Genomic DNA, 26,350 nt, shown 5'->3' with positions numbered 1-26,350 from the left:
GTTTTTTCTAGTTTTAGTATTGTTATTTTTCAAGTTACTTTTTAAGCAATATTGGGATTAGCCTTTTTACCAATCCACATACCTAAGCCCACTATGCCAAGCCAACAGCAAATTGCTAGCATAAACATCAATCGTTGTACGGATAACCTTTCAATCTGCATTTGACTCTTCCCAACAATGGTTTGGAAAAGTTGCGACCATTCGACATCGTAAAACACCCCTACTCCCACAATCACAATCAATATAAAAAATTGTAAAAATATATTCCCCATATTTCTCCATGTTGTGTAAATGAGTAAAGAAAGCTCTCTATGTGTAGCATTCACCATATATACCTTCATATTATTTTGAGAAGAGATACTATTAATGGCATAGCTCCCAAATGTAACACTAAGGACTATAAATATTGGAGAATAAAACCCGAATATCATGATTAAAGTACTTACTAAAAACAAATGGATTGGATTAACTTTCCTAGCAGCTTTGATATCTAAAAATATGGACATCAAAATCCCTAATAGGTATGGTCCAACTACAATAAAAATACAGGTTAGCATGTTATAGAAAGTAAAACTATAAAAAATACCCATCAAAAATAAATATCCATTTCCTAATCCAAGTAAAAATGATTCTGCCTTTAAGCGAATTGGTAAAGAAGATGAAAGTTTATGAAAAAACTTTCCTTTCAACAAACTCAAAAACATGAAACAAATAAGCGCTATAGAAAGTAGAAAAAAATAGAAAATATATTGTTCATTATTTATGTTACGACTTGTTCGTATCAAAAGAATAAGCATTGAGACAAAAAGAAACTTTCCTACTACCGATACGATAGAGAAAGGTAAAAGCCCTTTGGCTAACTCTATTTTCGGCATTTTTTTTATAGCAAAAAGGATACTGATTAAACAAATCCCATATATGCATGTTATCAGCGGTGGCGATAGAAAACTAATCGCTAACAATACGATTATTAGTAAAAGAAAAACGATACCAATAATAATCGCTTGTTGATTTTTATTATAAATCTTTCCCCCGCCTTCCACATGTAGAAACAATAAAGTACTCGTCATGGTAGAAATTGTACTAACTGCAAAACCAGAAACTAACGCACTTATTTCTAGCCATCTTGAACTCCATCCAAAGAAAGTAACACTAAGTAATGATACTATCAGAATAGAAACAGTCCAATATAAGGAGCGGTGAATCCCAGCCCTATTCACAATAGGTATCCAGATAAACACACCCGTCATATAAGTTGTATAAAACAAGATTGATGGCCAGTATCCCTCAAAGCCTTTCGAAATCTGTAATCCATAAACAATGTAAATAAGCATGGGTGTAAAGATAGTTGTTATTAGTAGACTAAATGTAGTTATACTTTGCACCACAAGTCTTTTTTGCTTTGGCGTATGTATCGTATAACACCTCACTTAAAATGAAATCAGTAGTTGTTATTACTTATTCTATCCGAAACGAGGTTGTTATATATGCGCTATCCAATTGAAATTCCCGTTACAAGGAAAACTCAATCTAAATCCATATTAAATTAAGTGAAGTTCAAAAATGGATTTTGCGATGCTTAAAAACAAAGTTAATGGATATACTAAAAACTTTAATCATAAATGGAACAAATGCGTTACTTAGATTGTCTATTACATATAAAAAAGGTGCTTTTGGTAGTTCTCTCATTTTGTAATGCAAGAAACACATGAAGAGTGCTATCCTGTGCATTTGTTAATTGTATAGGTATGTAAAATACCTATACAAAATCCATATATTCTTGAAAGAGGTTGAAAATGTATGATAGTTTCAAAGAAGTTTTTTCACATTGCACATTATAAAAAGATGCTCCCTGTAGTATTACTTTCATGTGTAACGCTTATAGGCTGTTCCAATAGTAATATTCAATCCGAATCCCCTAAACAAACCAAACAAGAGCATATAAGTAATCAATCTTTTGTTAAGCTTGAAAAAGATTATGATGCTAAGCTTGGTATTTATGCATTGGACACAAGTACGAATCAAACCGTTACTTATCGTTCAGATGAACGGTTTGCATACGCATCTACCCACAAAGCCCTTGCTGTGGGAGCACTGTTACAGAAGAAATCAATAGAAGATTTAGATCAAATAATTAAGTATACTAGCAAAGATCTTGTGAATTACAATCCAATTACTGAAAAATATGTAGATACAGGTATGACTCTGAAAGAGCTTGCGGATGCTTCCATTCGATATAGTGATAATACTGCACAAAATCTTATTCTTAAACAATTAGGTGGGCCAAGTGAATTCAAAAAATCACTGAGAGACATAGGAGATACTGTCACAAATCCTGAACGTTTTGAACCAGAATTAAACGAAGTGCAGCCAGGAGACACTCGTGATACTAGTACCCCAAAGGCATTAGCTACTAGTCTTCAAGCATACGCGCTAGGGGATATACTTTCCATTGAGAAACGGAACTTTTTAATAGATTTGATGAAAAGAAATACTACGGGGGACAACTTAATTCGTGCTGGAGTTCCAGGAGAATGGGAAGTAGCCGATAAGACTGGCTCTGGGTCTTATGGAACAAGGAATGATATTGCAATCATTTGGCCACCAAATAAAAAGCCAATTATTCTTGCGATACTTTCTAATCATGCGAAAGAAGATGCGAAATACGATGATAAACTTATTGCAAATGCAACTAAAATAGTGTTAGATTCTTTAAAAGTAACGAATAAATCATAGTAATGAATTTAAGCTACTCCTGCTTTACGGCACATATAGTTAGACTTGTACTTATCTAAACGCTAAGAAATGTAAGCGTGTTTTCAGGCAACGAAGGAGGCAAAGGCCTCCTTCTGCTCCTAATCGAACTCTCATCCCATTCCTAAAGAATACGCCACCACATCGTAGTGGTCTTTCACGTTCGAATCTCCTATTTAGAGTTAATATTTTACGTTTCCTTTCATCTTCAACCATTCTAATGCTCAATCATATTACGCATATTTTTAGATTTTCCATTTGTAGCTATATTAATCGAGACATTTAAATCTAATTCTTTATTTTGAAGGGATATCCCCCCCTCTTTTTTATATTGTTTCCACAATTTAGAATTCTGCCGATATAAGGAATGTGATAACTGATACGTGTCAATCCCTCTTTCGATTCCTTTTCGGTACGTTTTTTTAATTTCTTTTTCAACTTGGACCTCTGCAATTTTTTTAATATCATTTACAGGCATAGAATTTATTAATTGAAAAATATCAGCATCAAAATGGATGTTCATAAGCATGCGTAACTTTCCATTTTTAATAAAATGCTTTGTATCTATCTTTGGATTTTTTAATACTATATGTCCAATGATTTTCTTGTTAAATTTTAATAGTAATGGAGCTCGTTTAGTATTTTCATCCGTCCATCGAACCCCAGCAATATCATGGTTGTTTAAATGATTTATATAGGATTTATCGTTTATAAAACCATAACCACTAAATTTTAACATTGGAAATGATGTATGCCCTTTTTTCCAATATGTTTTAGTCGTAGCTAAGAAAGGAATGCGAGTTGTCATCCCAGGTTCATAATAATTTCTTTGGAATTTATATAAAGGTAAAGGATCTATTATTGTATATTGCTTGGTTATCTCTTTTGGTAAATTAATGATTGTATATAATTGAGAAATATTTAATATGTTATTGTTCGCTAATATATTTTCTAAAGGTTCTTTAGTTCCAAATATCCACATAGTATCTCGAAATTGAAAAAAACGAGAAAAAAAATCATTAAATTGATTTAAGTCACCATGTTTTAGAAATCTCTCTGTTACAACAATTGTTTTGAGATGCTCCCATGAGATTTCTTGTTGAGCACCCTTATAAAAATCAAATGCTGCATCATCTAAAATAGGGCCTTTTCCCTTTCCAATATAGGCCTGACTATAATTACGGGTAGTGCTCCCTTCTTGTTTAGCTATGTTAGAAAAATTAATAAATTGCGGACGGATGATATAGTTATTATCTTTAAAATCGATACCTAGACTATTTATATACAAAACGTGATGCAACTCTCTTTGATCCCAACACCCTGTTAGAAACGTACACATCATAAAAAGAAATATAACTATTCTTTTATTTTTCTTCATCGGTACTCTCTCTTTTCCTTGTATTATCTTGCGTATGCAATTCTTTAGGTCTTTTTTTCATATACGTGAAAGGAAGTCTAAATGTGGCTGCTAGCATACTTTTAAACACAGGGGGTGAATATGGTGTAAAGAATGGAACTCCAAAAGAGCGTAAATTTACTACATGTATCACCATCACAAGGACACAAAAGATAAATCCTACTATGCCTAATAAAGAAGATACTAAGAATACTACATACCGCAATATACTTATTATTCCTGTTACTGACTGATTAGTTAAAGCAAATGTCGAAACAACCGAGATTGCTATTATAATGACCATAGATGCTGAAACAATTCCTGCACTAATAGCAGCTTGTCCAATAATTAATCCCCCTACAACAGATAATGTTTGACCAAATACGGCAGGAACACGCAATCCTGCTTGTCTCAAAATTTCAAATAAGGTCATCATAATTAGCCCTTCTAAAGGAGCTGGAAAAGGAATCCCTTCTCTTGATAAGCTTAATGTAGCTAGCAACGTATAGGGAATCTGATCTGGATGATATGTAATTAGTGCTATCCAAATTCCTGGAAGAAATATAGAAATTGCTATCCCCAAAAGACTTACAAGTCGTACAAAGCTACCGAATATGTAGAAAAGATCTTGATCTTCAGATGTATTCACAAAAAAAGGAAATGTAACTGGTGCAATTGTCGCTGTTGGTGACCCTTCAACTAGTAAAATAAAACGCCCATATAGCAAACAATTCACAGCATAATCAGGGCGCCCTGTATATTCAACTAAAGGAAATACACTAAATTGATTGTTTGTGATTAACTCTTCAATTTGTGCACTTGAAACAACCCCGTCCATTTTAATTTGTCTTAATTTTAATCGAACTTGATTAATGATATCTTGGGATGCGACATCTTTTAAATACAGGAGTGCTACTTTAGTTTGTGTTCTTTCTCCAATAATAAATTCTTCATAACTAAGAGAACTCGTTTTTAGTCTTTTTCTAATTAATCCTATATTTGTGTTTAACTCTTCAACAAATCCATCACGTCCACCACGAATGGTCATCTCTGTATTTGTTTGTTCAACCGATCTGGTAGGTATTTGGGCAATATCAACTATATATCCATGTTTAGATTCTTCAAAAATAATAAGGAGGTTACCTTCAAATATAATCTGAGAGATAGTTTCATTCGAATTTACCATATCTAATTTCTGTACTGATAACTGGGGAATTAATGTTGAGAGGTTAAACTCTTCTGTCGAATTACTTGAAAGCTCTTTGCAGACATGGGATGATGTGGCTTGTTTTAATTTTGTATTGTCAATTAAGTTTTGACAATACATAAACAATACTGATCTCTTTTTTTCTTTCTCATCCAATTCACGCTTTATTATTTTTACATCGTTGCATCCTTCAAACCATTCTAGAATTATCTTCTCGTTTAATTCTACTCGTTTGTTCATCTACGTTGTCTCCTTCAAACTCAGCAACCTTATATAAAATACATCTTCATACTCTTTTAAGAGCTTTTCTTAAATTTAGCAACCCATACAAACACTATTAGTAAGATAGAAAACAAAAATAGCCCTAAAGCTGAAACTGGTAAAATAATTTGAGATACAAACCAATAGAAACTAGAGTCACTGATGGGTAGTATACTTATTAATAAAATACATGAAAGTATTGCAAACATAATCCCATTTCTCGTTTTCCGATTTGTAATTGATAACAAATCTGGTATAAGAAAAACAACAAGTGATAGACGAATAAATATCCCTACAAGCCACTGATACACGGAGAGAAAGTCTAAATTTTCAATATACCTTCCTATTGACACAAGTCTCCATTCTTCAAATGCTGGATATCGTTGGTTTGCTGCTACGAAAGGTCCAAATTCTATAATAGCTGCCATAACTGGGCCTATTGTGATACCAATAATAACCATTCCCAAAGCAATCAGTTGATATAATTTGACTTTTGAACAAATGTGATGCTGTAAGAAAAGAATAAAAATTAACTCTAAAAATCCTGCTGCAGGATAAACCATCCCCTTAAATACTGGCTTCATTCCATTTTCCATCATTGGCTGAAGTAAAGAATAATCTTTATGCGGAACATTTGCAAACATTACAAAAAAACCAAGTAGAAATACAATAGGTAACAAAACACCTGTTGTAAGTGCAATAGATTGAATTCCTCTTGTAGCATTATAGAGACAAATCATTGAAAAAAGTATTCCTAATACAAAGTGAGGTGTTTCTGGTAAATAAAAAGAGAAAAAGGTTAATGTTTCTTTTAGTGCAACGACACCAATTGTTATTAAATAAATCACAACTATGAATATGATTGGATATACACTGAGTTTCCCAAAATTATTTTTTAACCACGAAAACAAGTGTTCATTTTTTATGTTTCTATATATGATGAATATTAATGAAATCCAAATCAAGTATATAACGCTTACTAATATGATAGAGATCCACGAATCTCTACCTGAGGTATCTAATAACATAGGAATCATAATGACATGATTAATTATCCCAATACTACCAATGAGTATCATAGAAACTTGAAATAAAGTAATTGTTTGCTTAGTCATACATACCACCATATTTTGTAATGAATAAATATTACATAGTATAACTGATACATTGCATCTTTATTCCAAATGGTTAGTGCTTAGAGCCATGGACAATTAACGCTCTTATTTATAAAATCTATCACATGAGATGTAAGCTAGTTCCTTTTTACAGATAAATAATTAAACGGGACAGTATTTAGATCATACATCTAAATACTGCCCCGTTTTTTATATGCAATTCTTCAATGATATAGTAAACCGATCATAACAAAAAGAACCTGTAGAATATACTACAAGTTCTTTTTCAAAAATTATTAAAAAGGGAATAACAAACTATCTTAATATTCAATACAGGGAGACCATTTTGATTATGGCTTGGTTATATTGTATATCAAATATAAATATTTGAAGAAACTGATTTCGAAAATTATGTGAATTAAAAAACTAGGGTGATATTAAATTTCGTTTACTACCAACTTCTTCTTACTTAAATAGACTGCACGGTCTGATTTTTTAGCAACTTCCTGTGAGTGCGTCACAACAATAATACATTTATTTTCTTTGTGTGCAAGTTCTTGAAACAGTTCTATTATATCCATTGCCGTTTCTTCGTCGAGGTTTCCTGTCGGCTCATCCGCAATCAGTAAATCAACATTACAAGATAATGCTCGAGCGATTGCAACACGCTGCTGTTGCCCGCCACTTAGTTGCAGAACATTTCGTTTCGCTTCTACTTCTGTAAGTCCTACTTTCTCTAATAATTCTAACGCCCTTGCCGTTTTATTTTGCACTTTAACACCTGTAATTTCCATTGCTGTTAAGACATTTTGAAGAGCAGTCATATAGGTAATCAAATTATAAGATTGGAAAATTACCGATACATTTTGATTACGGTACCGATCCAAACCAATTTTTCGAATATCCTTTCCATTAAACAGTACATAACCATTTTTAGGTATATCTAGCCCGCAACCTAAGCTAAGAGTAGTGGTTTTACCAGATCCGGATGGTCCTAGAATTGTGTAGAAATGTCCTTTTTGAAAAGAAAAGTTAACATTGTCTAGTATCGCTACTTTTTTTCCGTTACTTTCATAATAATAATCTAAGTTTTTAAATTGTAAAATCGTCTCCATATCGAGCCTCCTTATTCATCTTTTAAAAGAATTTGTTTTGGATTCAGGCGTAGAATAGATAATGCTGGAAGAAGCGTTGCTAATATAGCAATAGCTAGTCCAATCCCCCCCATTTTCCCTACATCTTCTCCTGTTACACTTACATTAATTTTATCAATTGGATCCTCTTTTTGATTTTGTACAGTTCCACCAGGTCCAGCTACCATTACAGTTCCATTTTGTGGGGTGTTAGTTTCTTCTCCTGCTGTAGCAATTTCACTCGAAAGTAAATTATCCCCTATGAATTGAGAAATTTTTGCTCCTGTTGTTATGGATAATCCAAATGCTAAAATAGCGATACATACTACTTCTACTACGAACTGCGCCATCAGTTTCCACTTTTTCTCTCCAATGGACAATAGAATCCCCATTTCCTTACGACGTGCTTTAATCGATAACATAATGATTAACCCTAAAATAATCGCACCTGCAATTGATACAATATAAATAATCATTTGAGAAGTAGATGAGATATTTTCGATAGGCCCAATCATTTGTTTGTACAACGAATCATGTGCATCTAATTTATAATAATTAAAATCAATATCAGATTTTTTTGCTTCTTCTTTAAATGCTTCAATGTTTTGTGGATCTTTCAAGAAATACACGACTTGAATGCTACTTATACCTTGATCTATTTCTAATTTTTTCATAGTTGAATGCGGCATATATAGTTTATTAGCTGGATCCATTATAGGAGGAGCTTGTTGACCCATTGCTTGCTCATTCGTTTCGTAAATACCGATAATTTCAACCTCGAGGGATTCCTTCTTATCCCCTGATTGTACTTTAACTTTGTCTCCTACTTTCAAGTTGTTTAATTCCGCTAATCGTTTTTCCATTAAAGCTACATTCTGATCTTTCATCTGTTCTGTAATTGGTTTCCCATCAATGATTTTACTTTTTCCATTCTTAAAGCTTTCTTGTAATGCAGTTTTGCGAACTCCCTCAATCATAAAAGAAGAATTCATATCTATTTCTGTACCGGAGCCTGAACCGCCTCGTACAGCCGCCATTCCCGCTTTTCCTTTTCCTTCTTCTTCTCCTTCTGAAGCTCCTATTAGTTTAAGTCCGTCAGAAATTCCGAGAGTGTTAGTTATGTAATTATAGTCTTTTACATACTTTGACTTCGCTAATTGATCTGCTTCTTTTGTATTAAGCTTCGGTGGATTAGGCATCTCTCCAGTTTCCCTAGCTTGTTGACCTAATTTGTCAAAATCAAGAATTAAAGTAACATCTGCACCGAGTTTTTTTCTTGCTGCATCAGCAGCTTTTTTTGATGCATTTTGGATTGTGAATCCTGCCAACACTAAATTTGTAACAATTAGGAAGACTGCCATCAAAATTAATGATGTTCCTACTCTTTTTTTCATACTGAGAATTGCTCGTTTCATAAAGTTCATTTTTTCTTACCTCCTTGATAACTTGTATTCTATATAGGTTATCTAGAGTCTATATGGAGCTAATCGGTAGTTTATCTAGAGATATAAGGAGTTTATGTGTAGTTATTCAATGACCTGGTCAAGAAAAACCGGAACACCAATCCAAAAACGTAATCGTTTTTGAATATTGATAAAGAGGCAGTCCTTAGAGTTAGGTTAAAATTCATTGAATGAGAGCATATAAATCAATGCTTATTACGTAATTTCTATACAACAAATAAAAACCACCCTATTTGGATGGTTATATGTGTGCTTGTTAAATATGAAAATTCATTAAAGAATATGGAGTTTTATTGAAGTTGGTCGGATTTTCTAATAATAATATGGTGTTAAAAAGCCTAACTTATAATTTTATAAGTTAGGCTTTTATGCTATCTATAAGAAAAAGTTATAGAGACTCATAATATTTTATAATTTAACCTATTGTATTTAAACAAGTAAAATAAAAGTAACAAGTGCATATATTAAGGAGGTTTTTTAATAGTGACAGAAACTATAACATTTAGGATTGCAACGGCCAATGATTTAGATGAAATTGTAAAAATGCTTGCTGATGATGTTTTAGGAAATAAAAGAGAGCGCTATGAAACGCCACTCCCTGATAGTTATATAAGAGCATTTCATGCTATTGATTGTGATCCAAATAACGAGTTGATTGTAGCGTGTGATGGGACGGAGATTGTTGGTATTCAACAAATTACATTTACGCCTTACATTGCACGTCAAGGGGGTTGGAGAGCTACAATTGAAGGTGTACGGACAGCCTCATCAAAACGTGGTAAAGGTATAGGAAGTAAACTTATTAAATGGGCTATTCAACGTGCTAAATTACGGGGATGTCATTTAGTACAGTTAACAACAGATAAAGAACGACAAGAGGCTTTACAATTTTATAAGAAATTAGGTTTTAAAGATTCTCATGAAGGATTAAAACTCTTTCTCTAATGAATATAGCTATTTATATACCAAAAAACGTATATTGTAAGGTTAATTAACTATAGGATTCAAAATTATGGTAACTATCACTGTATTAGATATACAAATTGACACATTGTCTTTCATATAAATTACTTCACTTCAAAAGGTGTACCTTTTGATACGAAAATAAGAAAGTTAATGTTCTCTTTTATGAATAAGAATAAGAATATTAACTTTCTTTTTAGATTTTAGTAAAAATTATTTATAGTTTTATTTTATTGATAACTTTATAATATAATATACAAATTCCTCACCTGTTTTATAATTCAAGCATCTACTATTAGGAAAAGAGAATATTTTATAATTAATTTACAGCATAAATTTTATCCATCTTTTAGACAATATATATTTTGGAGGAGGTTAATTTGATTTTTTCAAAACTCATTGATCGATACGCCTTGTATGATTTGCACAAAAAAAGAAGTGTAGAGTTTCAGTATACTTCTCTTTCTAACACCTCACTATATATAAAGGACATAGATTTTTTTTATAAAGTAAAACCATCTCATATTCATTTTAACATTAAGCATTTAAAACAAGACAAGGAATACATGGTTGGACAATTCAAATATAAAAGCTCGGTTCAATCTGGTGATTCACGCAACGACTCTATCACTGGAGAATTATTCTTACATAAAAATGAAGATGCACCTCATGTCATCTTTGTTCACGGTTGGAGGATGGATTCTAACGAACGTGTAAAAAAAATATTCCACGACCATATGACCAACTTGAAGTGGAATATGTATTATTTCACTTTACCATATCATTTTGACAGAAAACCGAACCAATCCCTATACAGTGGAGAGTACATGGTAAGTGCCAATGTTGAACGAACTGTAGAAGCAACTAGACAAGCGGTAGCTGATTTACGAACTTTAATCAAATGGATTAAAGTAAATAAAAACGGTCCCTTGATTTTAATAGGAATCAGTTTAGGTGGAGTCATTACTAACTTAACATCTCTTGTTGAACCAGAAATTGATGTGTTAGCATCCATTTTCTACGCGAATCGACTCTCTTATTCAATTTGGAAGACAAATCCAGGTAAATTTATTAGAGAAGACTTGGAACATCATGGTGTTACGTATGATGATTTAAAAGCTTATTGGAAAATCACTGAACCGAGTCAAGCATTACCAAAAGTAAAAAAAGAAAATATTTTATTAATTTCAGGCAAGCACGACCTATATGTGCATTCTGAGGATACAGACTATTTGTGGGAATCCTGGGAAAGACCTACTCGATATATTTATACATGTGGGCATGCTGGGATTGTTCTTAAACGTAAAAAAATTGCAACTGATACTATCAATTTTATTCAGAATCGATTGGACTCCCAAAACTTACCCAATGACATGCCTTAAATTGTGAGATTACTAAGTAGGGGGTAGTACCAACATTCGTACGCTAAGATTCTTTCAACATAAAGATTGTTGATAACTTGTACGTGTCAGTAATACTGGTGTTACTTTAAATACAAAGAGCATGTTTTAAAAAATGATAATAACATGCTCTAAACTTATCTATTTATTTTAATTTCCAAAAGATATCTACAAGTAATATTGAAACATCTCATGTATTAAAAAGTGTTCCCTGCAGTGCTTTTGTGTATCGATCTGCTGACTTCTGAACAGCAAGGTCCGCATGCTCTGACACGACTCGATGAAAAGCATTATAAATACGGTTGAATGGTAGCCCTTTTACTTTAATCCGCCATCTCTCTTACTTTACTAGCAGGAAGTAGAATCAGATTTGGATAACTGTACATGAAACTAACCCACTGACAGTCGGCAATCACTTGAATGATATCACCTGTTAGCAAAATACCTTTATTATGATTTCCACCTTTCCAGTGTAAAACAGTTCCTCCTTTAAAATGACCTCCAATACGATTTAAAGTAATGCCATTTGTTAATTCAAAAGACTCGCCCGACCCAAAAATTATTTTGTTACTTGGACGTACTACCCATTATTTTTCGTTTTCGTGGATGTAAATAGGTGCATTGAATGTATCAACCCATTCAACTTGTGTAGAATAATAATGAGGATGAGAAAGGGTTATACTCAAAATCCCTTTGATTTGTTTTTGGATGGTAAAACATGTTTCTCTACTCTTTCATATAGAGTAAGCAATTGCTTGATAAAAGAAAATTTCGGTACTAACCAATACGAAAATAATGCTGCAACACATCCTATTAAAGCCCCTATTGCAACATCAAAAGGATAATGGACCCCTACCCAAATACGAGAAATCGCTACACAAAATGCAAGTATAAGCCATAACCATCCAGTCTTTTTACGAACAAGCCAAAATGAAAAACAAATCGAAAAAAAGAGAATCGTATGGTCACTAGGAAATGAATTATCTACAGTATGGTCGACAAGTTTATTAACATCAGGTAATACTGCAAATGGTTGATAATTCAGATGAAATTTCCCTGCTATTTTTCCAATCACCTCAGCAATTACAAAAGCAACCATGGCTTGCATAACCATCATCCTACTTTTTCTGGACCCAGTAAACCAATAAGCTAAAATGATTAAAGCAAAAATATATACCATATATTCTGCCAAAAATACCATGGTTGAGTTTAGGAATGAATATTGTTTACCTAAATCATTAATTGCTCGGAAAATATCAATATTGAATTGTGAAAAAGACATTTTCAAATCCCTCCTTTTTAGTAAGTTGTATTACTGATTGCCATATGCCTTCATTACATGAATAGTTTTGGTTATTGTACTCATCTAAAAATATCAACCTCTTATGACATCGCTTTCTTCTTTTTCACTTTAATAAAAAAAGAATAAGGAAAACATCGAACTTTCTTACAAACATTCGTGCATTCTTACAGTTTTGTCATTTTCTCGTCATTTAGTAAATGGATTCATCGTAATGAAATTCCAAATTAAAAAGCCCAACTTCTCTACAAATCAAAATAGAGAAATTGAGCTTTTCAGTTACTTCATTTATTTATTGAATTCATTAACTGGAAGAAGTATTCAGGTTTATGAGTCTTATTTAAGTTATACCATGAATGTAATGCATCTGGTGTAAATACATCTATTTTTTTCAGTACCTCCATTGCAAATTCCAGAGGAGCTATTCCTGATGCAGTAACTAAATTTGCATCAGATACCGCTGATCCCAACTCATAGAACTTTTCTCCTTTATAGTTAGGACATACCATTTTAGTGTATTCTAAATTATTACTTGTATGCTTTCTAGTATCTAAGTATCCCATATTCGCGAGGGCCTCTGTTGCACCACAAATTGCAGCAACAATAGTGCCAAACTTTAAAGCTTGGCCAATTCTTTCCAAGATAGGTTGATGTATTTCTTCACTCCAAGTAGTCCCTCCTGGTAAAATTAAAAGATCTTTACTCTCAAGAATACATTCATCAAGGGAAATATCTGGTTTTATGCTCAGTCCTCCCATAGTAGTAATCATTTCTTTATTAGCTCCTACTGTAATTACTTTTAAAGGTGCTAAATCTTTTTTGAAATATCTTCCTGAGTTTAGTTCAGCAATTAAATATCCATATTCCCAGTCCGACATTGTATTAAATACATATAGAAAAGCTTTTTTTGTTTGCATCGAATAACACTCCAATCACAATTGATAGAGCTATTATAATATAACTTCCCTGACAGTTAACGTCAGGGAAGTTATATTACTTGATGAAATTTTATTAATTCCGACAGAACTTCAATAAGTCTTTTCTTAAGACTTATTGGCTCAATAACTTTAATAGATTTATTGTATGGTAAAAGTAAATAAGGTACATATGTATGTATCATATCTTTTTCAAGAAGAAAAACTGCTTGATTTGAAGTCCGTTCTTGTAAATAATGTCCTAAAAACCAATGTTGGCAAATATCAGCCAATACACTTTTATCCCCAGTAATTACCAAGTGAATAATTCCTTCCTTATCTTCTATAGTTGGAAGCAGACTTTTTATAAAAAAGTCACGTGCTGAAAAATTTTCTGGCCGGTTAAACTTTTTTTCGGTTAGCATTTGACTTTCAATTCGATCTACTCTAAAACTACGGATATCATTCCTAAGATGACAAAATCCAATCACATACCACTTATTATTCCAATAGATAATTCTGTACGGATCGACCAATCTATAATTTAATTGCTTTTCGCCACTTTTATGGTAAAGAATTTTTACTGAGTACCCGTCAGCTACGGCCTGCTCCAATTCCTTCAAAAAAGGTTCCATAGAGAGTGAACTTAATCGACTTATTACTTCAAGACTAGTTAAATGTTGGTTTATTTTTATTTCCTGTTCTTGATTTGAGTATTTACTTAGTTTTGAAATGGCCCTATTTAGTGCTTCACCTCCATAATATCCGGCTTCTTCTGCAAAAACAGCAGCGTGAAATAGTGAAGTTTGCTCCTCAAAATCAAAAAAAAGAGGAGCCTCAATAAAATTGTTCAATAAAGTGTATCCACCGTTATGTCCTGGTTCTGAAATTATAGGTACACCACTTGTTGAAATTGTATCAATATAACGATACACAGTCCTTATATTCATCTCTAACTTTTCTGAAATTTGTTTCGCAGTAATTTTTTCACCTGAACGAAGCATCCATAGAATTGCTAACATATTGTCAATTTTAGGCATATAATTCCACCTCTATATGAATTTTTTCTATTATACATTTCCGGTTTTTGGTATAACTCATCAACTGTTCCTTTCCGATAGCTTTCTATATAATGAGGCCCTAGACACATTTGTAATTTCACAAATTTGATTTACAGTCATTTCTCCTTCCTTATAAAGCTTTACTGCATAATTCATTCCTGCATGATTTTTATGGTACTTCTTTAACCGACCTTTAAACTTTCCTTCTTTCTTAGCGTTCAATTCCTTCACGCTGCCGCATACGGATAAGATCACGTTCTAATTGGTTTACACCCGCCATAACTGTAATTAAGAATTGGCTGTAGGGATTATCTTCTGATAAATCTAGCCATGTATCTTTTAAGGATTTTAAATTTGCCTTTTTACTCCGTATGTTATCGATTAATTCAAATAAATCTTGTGTACTACGAGTAATCCGAGTTAAGTCCGTAACATAAATGATGTCACCTTCTTGTATATCCTCTAACATTTTTTGAAGTTGCTCACGATCTTTTGTTGCTCCGGAAACTTTTTCTTCAAAAATAATATCCATTCCGATTTCGTTCAGTTGCTGAAATTGCCTTGAAGGATTCTGGCTAGTTGAACTGACACGTATATAACCGATTTTCCGCAAAATATCACCTCATTTTTGAGACAAGTCTTATGAGACGCTCTTAACTATGATTTTATCAGTCTCCTATACTTGCATCAATAGATTACACTCTATTGATATATAATCGAACTAATTAACTGAATGATCACATAAATGAGATGATACTGTATGAAAATTGCTAGAAGTAGAGACTTGCTTACACCAAAACAGCGGCAGGCTCTTATGCAAATTCCTGAAGAAGAGTGGGTGCTAGGAACCTACTACACTTTTTCAAAACGAGATTTAGAAATTATAAATAAACGAAGTAGAGAAGAAAAAACGTTTAGGGTTCGCCGTTCAATTAGCCGTTCTTCGGTATCCCGGTTTTAAAAGCCGACAGGTAGTTTTAATGAAGACTTATTGCACCATATGTCACCTTTAGGCTGGGAACATATTAATTTGCTAGGGGCATACCATTTTAATTCGTAGAAAGTGATCTCATTAGATTCTTTAAGACCACTGAAATTTTCTTAACGTTGTTAAAAACGGGAGAATCGTCAGGGAAATAGGATTAGCGTTGTAAATCCGCATTTTCCTGACGGTACCCCATGCCCATCAAGTCAACCAAGTAATTTACTAGGTAAGAAATGATCCTTGTTTCAAAACTAGCAAGTGATAAAAAAGTAGGCATGCTAAAGAGGCCTATTAAAACGCGATTTTTTCGCTAGGCAGCTTGTCTATGCTTCAATGTCGTTTTATACACAATCCCTAGAATATCAAAGACGGTCATCTTCTTATGCCTATGACATTTACGACCGTTCTTTTTGAGCAGTTGATAAAGGCGATGCAGAATTTTCAAAAGTTCTTCTGTGCCAAAAGCTATCGCTTGAAACAGTAACGGAAAGTAATCTTTAATTATATAAATCGCTTTGTATTCACTCAGTTCCTGTTTTTTCTTTTCAAGCAGAAACTGACGCATTTGAAACATCGTAGAAGAACAGAGGAGAATGCTGATGAGTTGTCCATATAAATGGCACTCTAGGCGTTCTCTTTTTATATTTTTGCATTCATCAATTTCAAAGAATGACTTCCACGTTTTAAACAAAATTTCAATCTGCCAACGAAGTGAATATAATGAATGCACGTAGTTTGTCGGTACTTCTTCTAGCGACGTATTCGTGATATATACATTCATGCCCATTAAACGTTTACTTTTATCCTTCATGACAATGCCTTTCTTCTTTTCACGTATTGCTTGATTTTTCAGACGTGTTTGCGTTTGATCATCAGTTAAACGATGGATAGTTACATTACTTTCACCAGAACCTCCACCACGGCCTCTTCTTCTCTTTCGCTGCAGTAACTTCATCCCGAGATTCCTGCATCTCACGTAGTGTCTTCATCAACGTCTCATCCCACGCTTCCAGTCGTTTTTCCACTCTTTCATTATGCTGCTCTATACTCACTTTAATTTCCTCGTTGCTTTGCCTGTTCACTCAACCTCTGCTCCATCGCTAACATACTTTGATTCATTTCTTGCGCCATAACGCTGTACTGTTGCTGGAGCTGTTCTTGAATGTGGAATGGTATTAAATTCATTTCCTCAGTTTCTTCTTTAATCAGATTCGGATTAACTTTTTCTATTTGCTGTGCAATCATCTTCGCTGCCTTTTCTAACGTCATGCCGTCATGCTTACTAAGGTCAATTTAAATGACAAAGGTGTGGAGATAAAAGGAACAAACGATTTTGGCCGTAATTATGAGCCTGTTAAGAAAAAGGTTATGACTCCTATCATTAATAAAGGAAAAATACCTGCTCCTGAAAAACCAGATCAACGTTTAGTTCCATCTAAAACAGCTAAAATTTCACCAGCTGTTTTGCTAAAGCTAAATACCCTTAAACCATTTATACAAGAACAAGAAGGTATGGATAAAACATCAATTAACAACAGCTTGTTGAAAACTATGTAGATACCAATCTAACAAATCGACATTCTAAAGGATATAAAGATATGTACAAGCGTCTTTATGAGATGTTAGAGAATAAATAATAAGCAAAAAATACAATGAGCTTCCCATATGGACAGCTCATTTACATAATTATCGTTATTGGAAGTTATTTCAAGCCACTCCTGTTTGGAGGTAAGGTCAATCTTTATTTTGTTTTTCTAACAGTTGAATAACTCTATCTAACTTTTGCTCAACTAGATCTTGTTTCTTGTGATTACTGTTACGCCAAATTATACGTATAATCCCTCCAAATAGTGCACCAATGATTATTGCAATAATGATGTAAGAAATAGTGGTTCCTAAAGGCATTATTTAGAACCCCCTTTTTTCCTTATTGTACCATTTAGAAGGGCTAATATGTTTTGTGATTTGAGTTGTATATTGTATACAAGTCAAGTTGACATAATGTCCTATTACGAGTAGCAAGGACAAGGAGGAATCTTCCCCTTACAAGGGAACCTCCTTTCTTTGTTCTATCGACCTATGCATTTTTTTATACATTCCTATCCTGGCACGGTTTCAGGGTTCTTTTTTATTGTTGGATCAACAATAAAACTGTATTAAATCTTGCATGCTCCTAGGGGTCACTATATATGAACGCTACGTATTTGAATTTCTCAATGACCAACATTACTTAACGTGGTAAAATAGTATTCGGATGGGAATCCAATGTTTTTAAAATTAAAGTGGTTATCAAGTCGGAGGAAGGCACCTTAGGGTGTTTTTTCTTTTTAAAATATATAAGCGCACTATCCCTTTCCTAATAGAGGCCTCCCCTCATGCCTCCTTACAGGGAGAATGATAAGGCTTTTTTTATTTACCCAATTACCGAGCTCGCAAATGTTTTAAATAGTTACAATACATGTATTGCTTCAATAACATATGATTATTCTTAAGAATGTCATTGAAATGTACCAATAGATGTTAGTGAAGCAAAATAAATTGTGTTATGATGTGAGCAAATATAAAGCTATCTAACGGAGGGATTCACATGCCGCATGTTGTGTTTCGTGGAATTACTACTGAACAATTAAAACGCATAAGCAAGCCATTAGTAGAAGAGCTCGCAGAAATTTGTGAGTGTGGTACGGATAATTTTACGTTGGAACTACCAAGTTCTACGTTTGTATTCAATGGAGAAGAAATAGAAGCGTTTCCTCTTATTGAAGTGAAATGGTTCGAGCGTGGACAGGAAATTCGTGATCGATTTGCCAAGGCCATTACTACATATGTAATGGATTTTGGACTTCCAGAAGTAGAGGTTGTATTTACGGTTTTCACAGAATCAGCGTATTATATTAACGGGAAGTATTGTGCAAGTTAGAGCTATTTGAAAGATTTTTGTAACATTTATTAGGGGTAGAACCGCATTGCCATCAAGCTAAGAAAAGCAAATATCCAAAAACAAAATAATGAACTCAATTCTCATAGACAACTAACTGTGAAGAGATAAAATTTTGTTTTGGGGGACATCAAAATATTAGCTTGATGGATATGTGGCGGGACCCCATACCCATCAACTTAAGAAAACAGATCCACCCCAAAACAAAGAAATAAGCTTTTTATTACAAGTTAACATAAAATTTCGTTCTGGGGGCACTATAAAATTTTAGCTTGATGGCAATGTGACGGTACCCCTGATTGATATAATTTATTTGTAGACACCTATCCGCTAAAAAGTTAAATGTACACTACCCATACTTGCAACTATGGATACTCTTATTACACATAAACAAAAAGAGAAGAACCTTGGTGAGTTCTTCTCTTTTTGTTTATTAAATTGTAATATAATTACAGTATGTGAAATTATACTAAGTTAGCTTTTAAAGCGAAGTGAAAACAACCGTCACTTCGCTTTTTGCATTTATTTAATCGGTTTCTCTGTTTTTAAAACTAGTGAACTTAATGCAGGAACTTTAATTTTATTATCATGGACAACGTAAAGTGTTTTACTACCTGCCTGTTTACCGTCTACTAGCACTTTCCAAGGACCTTTCGATGGAAGTGTTATGTCAACGGCTTCCCTATTTGCATTGTGAGCCACTATAAAGGAGTCGCTTTTATTCCCACTTCCCTTTCCATCTAGTGTATATGCTACAACATTTTTTGGAACATCGATAAAAGCTATATGCTTTTTAATTTGCTCTGCAGATGTCATACGAAAAGCTGGGTATTTTTTGCGTAAATCTATTAAACCCTTCATATACTCTACTTCATTATTAAATGCTGCACGGCGTAACCAGTCCATCTGGTTAATTGAATCAGGAGATTTGTAACTATTATGATCACCATACTTTGTGCGCATAAACTCTTGTCCTGCATGTAAGAATGGAATACCTTGTGATGTTAATAAAATCGAAGAAGACAATTTGTGCATTTGTTTTCGCACTTCTTTACTGTCACCTGGATTAGTCAATTCAAGTTTGTCCCATAATGTATGATTATCATGTGCTTCCACATAAGTTAGCACCTGCTCCGGATCTTGATAAGTAGACGTATTTGCATCATAGTCAATACCTGCCGTAATACCTTTTTTAATACGGTCTTCCATGTTTTGCTTTCCATTTACAAAACCATTTTCTTTCTCCTCAAATACACTACCTTTCAATCCATCACGAATATTATCGTTAAAATGAGCAATCCCTTTCATTTTCTCTGCATTTTTTTGATTTGCTTTTAACTCAGCTGCAAGAGGTGTATTTAAATCCCAACCTTCCCCATGCAGAATAATAGAAGGGTCAATTTGATTAACAGCTTTACGTATTTCATTCATCGTTTCATAATCATGAATGCCCATTAAATCAAAACGGAATCCATCTAAATTATATTCTTTTGCCCAGTATGTGACGGAATCAACCATAAACTTCCTCATCATTTTTCGTTCTGAAGCGGTATCATTTCCTACTCCCGTTCCATTTGCAAATGTTCCGTCTTCATTGTAACGATAATAATAACCTGGAACTAACTTATGAAAATTAGATTCAGCAGCATTATACATATGGTTATAGACTACATCCATAACAACACGAAGATTATTATCATGCAGTGTTTGAATCATTTGCTTTAATTCAGTGATTCGAACAGTCGGCTCATATGGATTTGTAGAATAGGATCCCTCTGGAACGTTGAAGTTTTTCGGGTCATATCCCCAGTTATACTGTGGTTCGTTTAAATTCTCTTCATTTACTGAAGCATAATCAAATATCGGTAAAAGCTGAACGTGTGTAACACCAAGATCTTTTATATGATCAAGTCCTGTTTTCACACCTTCAGGCCCTTTTGTTCCTTTTTCTGTTACTCCTAAATATTTCCCTTTCTGCTTAATGCCACTTTCAGGTTGGATGGAAAGATCGCGTACATGCAATTCATAAATAATAGCATCTTCCGGATTTTTAAATTCCGGTTTTTTGTTTGCTTTCCATTTTTTCGGATTTGTTTCGTTTAAATCAATGACTACACCTTTATCTCCATTTACAGAAGCAGCACGCACATATGGATCAATTGCTTCAGTCCACTTATCCCCAATTTTCACCTTATACGTATAAAAGAGACCTTTTTGGTTCCCTTTAAGTTCTGCTTTCCAAGTCCCCTTTTCACCTTGTTGCATCTTTATTTCAGTACCTATTTTATCGTTCCATTTTTTATATGTAACTAACTTCGCTTCACTCGCAGTAGGAGCCCATACACGGAATTTTGTATGTTGCGGGGTATATATATTACCTAAATCGTTACCACTATAATAAAATAATTTATCAAACTCTTCGCTACGAATGACTTTACCGATTTCAGTATTCGTATCAGCTGAGTTTTCTATTTTAACTTTGTATGTCTGTTTTAAATCAATTTTCTGTTCCGTAATTATTTTCACCTTATTAGTAATATCTCCACCATTTTTATCAAAAGGATTAATTCCCTTAATTTTAATGCCCTCAATTTCAATTTTCTGTTCCTTACTATTAAACGGAACATTAGTCGTTACAGTGATTTCATTAAAACTATCAATAGTAGCTTTTTGAATTGAGAGATCCGATGAAGGCTTAGAGTTATATACTTTTTCATCACCCCAAAGTATCCACACTTCAGCACGACCGTCCTTTATATTTTCAATCCAACGATCGCTACCATCTTTTTCCCACTCATTCGTACGAATGATAAATCCTACACGATTATAGTCACCATCTATTTTAATCTTTGCGTACTTTCCAAATTCATCTTCACCAGTAAATTCATATGATTTACCATTTGCATTCTCTCCCCACATCCAAAGATTCCAGTCTTTTGCATTTCCAGGCTGCTCTTTGTAATGAATGATAATTTCAGTTGTTTTTGAATTTGAAACTGCCTTCACATTCTGAAAAGAGAAAACAGATGATAACATAACGATTATAGTAAGTAATAAAACTGATTTGTTAATTAATTTTTTTGTCATTTGCACCACATACACCCTTTCTTTAAATAGTACGAGCAATTTATTCGTCTAAATTACACTGCTTAAATTAATGTAGAAACCTCGTTTACTTCCCCCCATATTGACTATTTTCACGTATGTATTTCAATGATCTTTTAATACGAAAACGTTTGCATTAATCCTTAAAAAAAATAGATTTGTTTTTCCCTTCATATATTTGTAAATACTAAAAGATCAGGGAAATCATTTTAAAGCAATCGTTTGTTATCGCTTTCATTCTATAGCACTTTCTATTAAGAGGTCAATATATTATTAATTTTCTGTTTTTATATACTTTTAACCTTATATATTTTTCGCAACTTATTGAAGATAGACAGCCTAATTATCGCTTAGTAAGTTTATTTTCTTTTGACCAGTTCAGTAACTTCCAATCCGTCTAATAAATGCCACTTCGAATGATGGTAAACTTTTTATAACAACTTTCATTTACATTAGCCCCTTTATAAATTTACACTCAATTTATTTACCCTGCATTTACAAATATTTCTTCAAAAATAAAACAAATTCTCTAATTTTATAAATCTTAATTGAAATATGATTGTTTACTACTACCACTAAAGTTGTATATACTTTCATACTTTCATCTGATTTTATATTCTATTTAAATCGCTATATTAATAATAAGAATACACAAATATGAAGGAGGATTTTAATTGATTAAAGGACTATGCGAAGCACACTTACCAGTTAGTAATTTACAAAATTCTATTGATTTTTATCGAAAATTAGGACTGAAATTAGCATGGAGTGATGAAACGACCGCATTCTTTTGGATTGAGGAAGGGAAAAGTTGGCTTGGGTTATGGGCGGGCTCTGAATATGAAACTAAGTATCATCCTTCTTTACGACATATTGCATTTCGAGTATCATATGAAGATTTAAAAGAATCCTTAACATGGTTAGATTCACTTCACATTCAAGCTATTCCGTTTACAATGAATGAATCTATTGAACCATTTATTCGTCCACATCAAGGTAATGCATCTGTTTATTTTTATGATCCTGATGGTAATAGCTTAGAATTAATGTGTCATATCGTTGTGCCTGATGAATTAAAACATTTAACAAGTAAATTATCCTTTAATGATTGGGAGAAGCTAGTATTGACACAATTAAATAAGTGAATACTAGCTATAAATCATAATCGTCTATATTAATTTTTATAACATATGTATTTAATTCAAATAATAATGAGGTGCAACTCAAGCGTTAGACCAAACTAGCGATTGAGCTGCATTTTTTTGTTATTTAATTATTATTTTGTAGGCTGTTTTTATCTATTGAAATGTTTTACAACTTGTTGCTTAATATCTTCTTTATAGTAAAATAGTTTGCCTCTTAAATCCCTCAGCCATAATGGATAATCTTCTGAATCCGGAATATCAACGGACCGAGTCAATCTGGCAAACATCATTAGACGATGCATTCGTAGAAACCACTGTATATCTTTTAAAATCGTGTTATCAATAGTTGTCTCTTCTTTATACCCTTGCAAAAACGCTTCAAAACATGGTCTATCTAGTTCAAGTTCTTTATTACAAATATCCCGTAAAGCATATGCAATATCGGCTACATACCAATAATGAGCGCAATCATCAAAATCAATAATTCCAAAGTTATCCCTATCAATACACAAATTATCTAATTCAAAATCATAGTGGATGACTCCAAAATTCTCTTCTGTAGTCGATAAAGTGTGAATCCAGTTTATAATTCTCTCAAACTCTTTTTGTAAAACAAGTTCGTCTTGAGGTATTGAACTTTCCATAAAAGATACATGTTCCTGCCATGTTACTCTATTTTTCACTAATTCTTTCGGCATAGTTTTAAAAGCTGCATGTAGAAGTCCTAATTGTTTACCCCATAAGTGAAATTGATCTTTTGTTAAGTCTGCTACTTCATAATGTTTTCCGCTACACGCTTTAAATACAACTGCATAAAAAATTCCTAACTCTGTATGAATTTCTTCAATATAACGCTGACTTTTCGATAAAACTGGCACATTTACTTCTAATGCACAACTTGATAAATATTGCAAAATATGAATTTCAGCCTGAATAGCTTCTTTACTTTTTTCTTCTTTTTCTATAAATCTAAGAAAAAAATGCTCACCATTTTTTTGGAAAATAAATACAAAATTTGAGCTAGCACGCATGTAATAAAGAGTACCTTCATCGTGTTCCCAGTTTGTTAAAATGTTTTTGGCAAAAGAACTACGCCATTCTTCATCAACAGTTGCAACCACTTTTAACATCGAACTTAATTTCATCATACAATCCACCTCATCACGTTTTTAAACAATGTGGAAATGCACTTTATGTATGATGTATATAATGTTGCTTATTACTTATTAATGTATACACCATCAATTACATGAGAAAGATCTAGATGTATTTCCACATGTTTCTCTTTTAGAGACTTCATCTGATCTACTCACCTCCTTTTATTTATCAAGAAAATTATAACAATTATGAACGTGTTCTATCAATCCAACATTAAATATATGTAAAATATCACCCTAATCATTCATTTTTAATGCTTATGTATGTACATTTGTTAATTTATTAGTTATATTATGGGTATTGAATGATTACGAAAAGTTAATAAATCGCTTGTAAAACACCTTATATTTTTATATCCGTGAAAACTACAAAATGTATAAAATTCCATTTGTCAAATGAATTTAATGCGGAAGGAGGTTTGTGGTTACTTCATCGGGATATAATAATCAGTTTTGAACTGATAAAAATATAGGAGGCGACATAATGTTTCGTACGATTTCAAATTTCATGAGAGTAGCTGAGATAAGAAATAAAATTCTTTTTACACTAGCGATGTTAATTGTTTTTCGAATTGGCACGTTTATTCCAGTTCCTCATACTAACGCAGAGGTATTAAAAGTACAAGATCAAGCCAACGTTTTAGGCATGCTGAACGTATTTGGCGGAGGAGCACTGCAACACTTCTCAATCTTTGCTGTAGGTATTACACCATATATTACAGCTTCTATCATTGTACAATTACTACAAATGGACGTTGTACCTAAATTTACAGAATGGGCAAAGCAAGGAGAAATGGGCCGCAAAAAATCAGCTCAATTTACTCGATACTTTACAATCATTCTCGCATTCATACAAGCTATTGGGATGTCTTATGGCTTTAATAATATAGCAGGCGGACAATTAATAACGGATCCAAGCTGGACTACATACTTATTTATTGCGACAGTATTAACTGCTGGTACTGCATTTTTACTTTGGTTAGGTGAACAAATTACCGCTAACGGCGTTGGTAATGGAATCTCAATGATTATCTTCGCAGGACTTGTTGCGGCGATTCCAAATGTCGCTAATCAAATTTATTTACAACAATTCCAAAACGCAGGCGATCAGTTATTTATGCACATTATAAAAATGGTCTTAATTGGACTTGTTATTTTAGCGATTGTTGTTGGTGTTATTTACATCCAACAAGCAGTTCGAAAAATACCGATTCAATATGCAAAAGCTGTTTCAGGGAACAATCAATATCAAGGAGCAAAAAATACTCATTTACCTCTTAAAGTAAATAGTGCAGGTGTAATTCCTGTTATCTTTGCTTCTGCCTTCTTAATGACACCGCGTACAATTGCGCAGCTCTTCCCTGATTCAAGCGTATCTAAATGGATAATTGCCAATCTTGATTTTGCACATCCATTTGGAATGACACTTTATGTTGGTCTTATCGTTGCTTTCACATATTTCTATGCATTCGTTCAAGTAAATCCTGAACAAATGGCTGATAACTTAAAAAAGCAAAACGGATACGTTCCTGGTATTCGCCCAGGTAAATCCACTGAACAATATGTAACAAAAATTTTATATCGCTTAACATTTATCGGTGCCATTTTCCTAGGCGCAATTTCAATATTACCGCTCGTATTCACCAAAATTGCTACATTACCACCTTCTGCTCAAATCGGTGGTACAAGCTTACTAATCATTGTAGGTGTAGCATTAGAAACAATGAAGACGCTTGAAAGTCAACTTGTGAAGCGTCATTATAAAGGCTTTATAAAGAAAGTGAACTAATAAAAAAACACTAGATCTTAAAGATCTGGTGTTTTTTATTCTATCTGTATCTTTACTACCAAAAAGCAGCTCCTTATTCTCACCTTCAATACATCTCTTAGCTGTTATAAAGAATCTCATCATGAGTTTATCAATAGTTAGATAATCTGGTACAAAATCTTTTAATGTAATTAATTTGTGACTAACAACTCTATTACCATCTTTTATCCCAAAGATTTTCACTTCTAAGTATTCTATTAAACATTGATGCTTATCACTTTTTAT

The 26,350-nt window shown here is 33.1% G+C and carries 18 protein-coding genes and 6 pseudogenes; 8 read left to right on the top strand and 16 right to left on the bottom strand.

The window, feature by feature from the left end; translation table 11 throughout:
• Window positions 1-41: 41 nt before the first annotated feature.
• A complete protein-coding gene (locus tag BAU27_RS27130) occupies window positions 42-1,334 on the bottom strand; it encodes a hypothetical protein (protein ID WP_071772683.1) in 1,293 nt (430 codons plus the stop codon).
• A gap of 466 nt (window positions 1,335-1,800) precedes the next feature.
• Between BAU27_RS27130 and bla the strand changes: the two genes are divergently transcribed.
• Window positions 1,801-2,736, top strand: a complete 936-nt coding sequence (gene bla / locus BAU27_RS27125) for a class A beta-lactamase (protein ID WP_071772589.1) — start codon at window positions 1,801-1,803, stop codon at window positions 2,734-2,736.
• Window positions 2,737-2,971: 235 nt separating this feature from the next.
• On the opposite strand, the gene gerXC is transcribed toward bla, so the two are convergent.
• From gerXC to BAU27_RS27100, 5 genes are all read right to left on the bottom strand, one after another.
• Window positions 2,972-4,132: a spore germination protein GerXC gene (gerXC, locus tag BAU27_RS27120; protein ID WP_071772588.1), complete on the bottom strand. Its 1,161-nt coding sequence runs from the start codon at window positions 4,130-4,132 to the stop codon at window positions 2,972-2,974.
• Entirely contained in the window at window positions 4,119-5,597 is a 1,479-nt protein-coding gene (gerXA, locus tag BAU27_RS27115; RefSeq protein WP_071746016.1) for a spore germination protein GerXA, read from the bottom strand. Before gerXA ends, gerXC begins: the two co-directional genes overlap by 14 nt.
• Window positions 5,598-5,653: 56 nt before the next feature.
• A complete protein-coding gene (gene gerXB / locus BAU27_RS27110; RefSeq protein ID WP_071772587.1) occupies window positions 5,654-6,733 on the bottom strand; it encodes a spore germination protein GerXB in 1,080 nt (359 codons plus the stop codon).
• Between the two features lie 437 nt (window positions 6,734-7,170).
• Entirely contained in the window at window positions 7,171-7,848 is a 678-nt protein-coding gene (locus BAU27_RS27105; RefSeq protein WP_002200387.1) for an ABC transporter ATP-binding protein, read from the bottom strand.
• Between the two features lie 11 nt (window positions 7,849-7,859).
• The gene (locus BAU27_RS27100; RefSeq protein WP_071746014.1) at window positions 7,860-9,290 is read right to left on the bottom strand and encodes an ABC transporter permease; all 1,431 of its coding nucleotides are present in this window, start codon (window positions 9,288-9,290) and stop codon (window positions 7,860-7,862) included.
• A gap of 522 nt (window positions 9,291-9,812) precedes the next feature.
• Between BAU27_RS27100 and BAU27_RS27095 the strand changes: the two genes are divergently transcribed.
• A complete protein-coding gene (locus BAU27_RS27095; RefSeq protein ID WP_071772586.1) occupies window positions 9,813-10,274 on the top strand; it encodes a GNAT family N-acetyltransferase in 462 nt (153 codons plus the stop codon).
• Between the two features lie 398 nt (window positions 10,275-10,672).
• Window positions 10,673-11,674, top strand: a complete 1,002-nt coding sequence (locus BAU27_RS27090) for an alpha/beta hydrolase (RefSeq protein ID WP_071772585.1) — start codon at window positions 10,673-10,675, stop codon at window positions 11,672-11,674.
• Window positions 11,675-11,882: 208 nt separating this feature from the next.
• On the opposite strand, the pseudogene BAU27_RS33070 reads toward BAU27_RS27090, so the two are convergent.
• The 5 genes and pseudogenes from BAU27_RS33070 to BAU27_RS27060 all read right to left on the bottom strand — a co-directional run.
• Window positions 11,883-12,375: pseudogene (locus BAU27_RS33070) on the bottom strand (MBL fold metallo-hydrolase); the annotation flags it as partial.
• A complete protein-coding gene (locus tag BAU27_RS27080) occupies window positions 12,375-12,974 on the bottom strand; it encodes an undecaprenyl-diphosphatase (RefSeq protein WP_071746012.1) in 600 nt (199 codons plus the stop codon). The gene BAU27_RS27080 and the pseudogene BAU27_RS33070, both read right to left, overlap by 1 nt.
• A gap of 302 nt (window positions 12,975-13,276) precedes the next feature.
• Entirely contained in the window at window positions 13,277-13,909 is a 633-nt protein-coding gene (locus tag BAU27_RS27070; RefSeq protein ID WP_071746011.1) for a type 1 glutamine amidotransferase family protein, read from the bottom strand.
• A gap of 71 nt (window positions 13,910-13,980) precedes the next feature.
• Window positions 13,981-14,946, bottom strand: a complete 966-nt coding sequence (locus BAU27_RS27065; RefSeq protein WP_071772584.1) for a helix-turn-helix transcriptional regulator — start codon at window positions 14,944-14,946, stop codon at window positions 13,981-13,983.
• Window positions 14,947-15,006: 60 nt separating this feature from the next.
• A pseudogene (locus tag BAU27_RS27060) lies at window positions 15,007-15,580 on the bottom strand (recombinase family protein).
• Window positions 15,581-15,727: 147 nt separating this feature from the next.
• Here BAU27_RS27060 and BAU27_RS27055 point away from each other — a divergent pair.
• Window positions 15,728-15,926: pseudogene (locus tag BAU27_RS27055) on the top strand (DUF4158 domain-containing protein); the annotation flags it as partial.
• A 336-nt stretch (window positions 15,927-16,262) separates the two neighbouring features.
• Here the strand turns inward: BAU27_RS27055 and BAU27_RS27050 are convergent.
• Together BAU27_RS27050 and BAU27_RS27045 are read right to left on the bottom strand one after the other, a co-directional pair.
• Window positions 16,263-16,853, bottom strand: a pseudogene (locus BAU27_RS27050) (transposase); the annotation flags it as partial.
• Window position 16,854: 1 nt separating this feature from the next.
• Window positions 16,855-17,245 (bottom strand): annotated as a pseudogene (locus BAU27_RS27045) (DUF3967 domain-containing protein); the annotation flags it as partial.
• Here BAU27_RS27045 and BAU27_RS27040 point away from each other — a divergent pair.
• Window positions 17,228-17,589, top strand: a pseudogene (locus BAU27_RS27040) (hypothetical protein). The pseudogenes BAU27_RS27045 and BAU27_RS27040 sit on opposite strands and share 18 nt — an antisense overlap.
• A gap of 97 nt (window positions 17,590-17,686) precedes the next feature.
• Here BAU27_RS27040 and BAU27_RS27035 read toward each other — a convergent pair.
• Entirely contained in the window at window positions 17,687-17,857 is a 171-nt protein-coding gene (locus BAU27_RS27035) for a DUF4083 family protein (RefSeq protein WP_071772583.1), read from the bottom strand.
• Window positions 17,858-18,539: 682 nt separating this feature from the next.
• Here BAU27_RS27035 and BAU27_RS27030 point away from each other — a divergent pair.
• Window positions 18,540-18,872 (top strand): DUF1904 family protein, encoded by a 333-nt coding sequence (locus tag BAU27_RS27030; protein WP_071772582.1) that lies wholly within the window; start codon window positions 18,540-18,542, stop codon window positions 18,870-18,872.
• Between the two features lie 540 nt (window positions 18,873-19,412).
• Here the strand turns inward: BAU27_RS27030 and pulA are convergent.
• Window positions 19,413-21,983 carry a type I pullulanase gene (pulA, locus tag BAU27_RS27025; protein ID WP_071772581.1) on the bottom strand — a complete coding sequence of 857 codons (2,571 nt, stop codon included), beginning with the start codon at window positions 21,981-21,983 and terminating at the stop codon, window positions 19,413-19,415.
• 686 nt (window positions 21,984-22,669) lie between these two features.
• Between pulA and BAU27_RS27020 the strand changes: the two genes are divergently transcribed.
• Window positions 22,670-23,140 (top strand): VOC family protein, encoded by a 471-nt coding sequence (locus BAU27_RS27020; RefSeq protein WP_071772580.1) that lies wholly within the window; start codon window positions 22,670-22,672, stop codon window positions 23,138-23,140.
• A 149-nt stretch (window positions 23,141-23,289) separates the two neighbouring features.
• Here the strand turns inward: BAU27_RS27020 and BAU27_RS27015 are convergent, their stop codons facing one another.
• Window positions 23,290-24,288 (bottom strand): phosphotransferase enzyme family protein, encoded by a 999-nt coding sequence (locus BAU27_RS27015; RefSeq protein WP_083596192.1) that lies wholly within the window; start codon window positions 24,286-24,288, stop codon window positions 23,290-23,292.
• Between the two features lie 493 nt (window positions 24,289-24,781).
• On the opposite strand from BAU27_RS27015, the gene secY reads away from it, so the two are divergent.
• Window positions 24,782-26,086, top strand: coding sequence for a preprotein translocase subunit SecY (gene secY / locus BAU27_RS27010; protein ID WP_071746004.1), 1,305 nt, complete (start codon window positions 24,782-24,784; stop codon window positions 26,084-26,086).
• Window positions 26,087-26,350 lie beyond the last annotated feature (264 nt).

It is taken from the genome of Bacillus sp. NH11B, assembly GCF_001884205.1.
Classification (GTDB): domain Bacteria; phylum Bacillota; class Bacilli; order Bacillales; family Bacillaceae_G; genus Bacillus_A; species Bacillus_A proteolyticus.
This window is presented reverse-complemented; position numbering and strand designations above follow the sequence as displayed.

Excerpts from the sequence above, each read along its gene's own strand:
- secY (WP_071746004.1), top strand. The coding sequence starts at position 24,782 with ATGTTTCGTACGATTTCAAATTTCATGAGAGTAGCTGAGATAAGAAAT.
- gerXB (WP_071772587.1), bottom strand. The coding sequence starts at position 6,733 with ATGACTAAGCAAACAATTACTTTATTTCAAGTTTCTATGATACTCATT.
- BAU27_RS27080 (WP_071746012.1), bottom strand. The coding sequence starts at position 12,974 with ATGTCTTTTTCACAATTCAATATTGATATTTTCCGAGCAATTAATGAT.
- BAU27_RS27030 (WP_071772582.1), top strand. The coding sequence starts at position 18,540 with ATGCCGCATGTTGTGTTTCGTGGAATTACTACTGAACAATTAAAACGC.
- gerXC (WP_071772588.1), bottom strand. The coding sequence starts at position 4,132 with ATGAAGAAAAATAAAAGAATAGTTATATTTCTTTTTATGATGTGTACG.
- BAU27_RS27130 (WP_071772683.1), bottom strand. The coding sequence starts at position 1,334 with ATGCTTATTTACATTGTTTATGGATTACAGATTTCGAAAGGCTTTGAG.
- BAU27_RS27065 (WP_071772584.1), bottom strand. The coding sequence starts at position 14,946 with ATGCCTAAAATTGACAATATGTTAGCAATTCTATGGATGCTTCGTTCA.
- gerXA (WP_071746016.1), bottom strand. The coding sequence starts at position 5,597 with ATGAACAAACGAGTAGAATTAAACGAGAAGATAATTCTAGAATGGTTT.
- BAU27_RS27070 (WP_071746011.1), bottom strand. The coding sequence starts at position 13,909 with ATGCAAACAAAAAAAGCTTTTCTATATGTATTTAATACAATGTCGGAC.
- BAU27_RS27105 (WP_002200387.1), bottom strand. The coding sequence starts at position 7,848 with ATGGAGACGATTTTACAATTTAAAAACTTAGATTATTATTATGAAAGT.
- BAU27_RS27100 (WP_071746014.1), bottom strand. The coding sequence starts at position 9,290 with ATGAACTTTATGAAACGAGCAATTCTCAGTATGAAAAAAAGAGTAGGA.
- bla (WP_071772589.1), top strand. The coding sequence starts at position 1,801 with ATGATAGTTTCAAAGAAGTTTTTTCACATTGCACATTATAAAAAGATG.
- BAU27_RS27035 (WP_071772583.1), bottom strand. The coding sequence starts at position 17,857 with ATGCCTTTAGGAACCACTATTTCTTACATCATTATTGCAATAATCATT.
- BAU27_RS27015 (WP_083596192.1), bottom strand. The coding sequence starts at position 24,288 with ATGATGAAATTAAGTTCGATGTTAAAAGTGGTTGCAACTGTTGATGAA.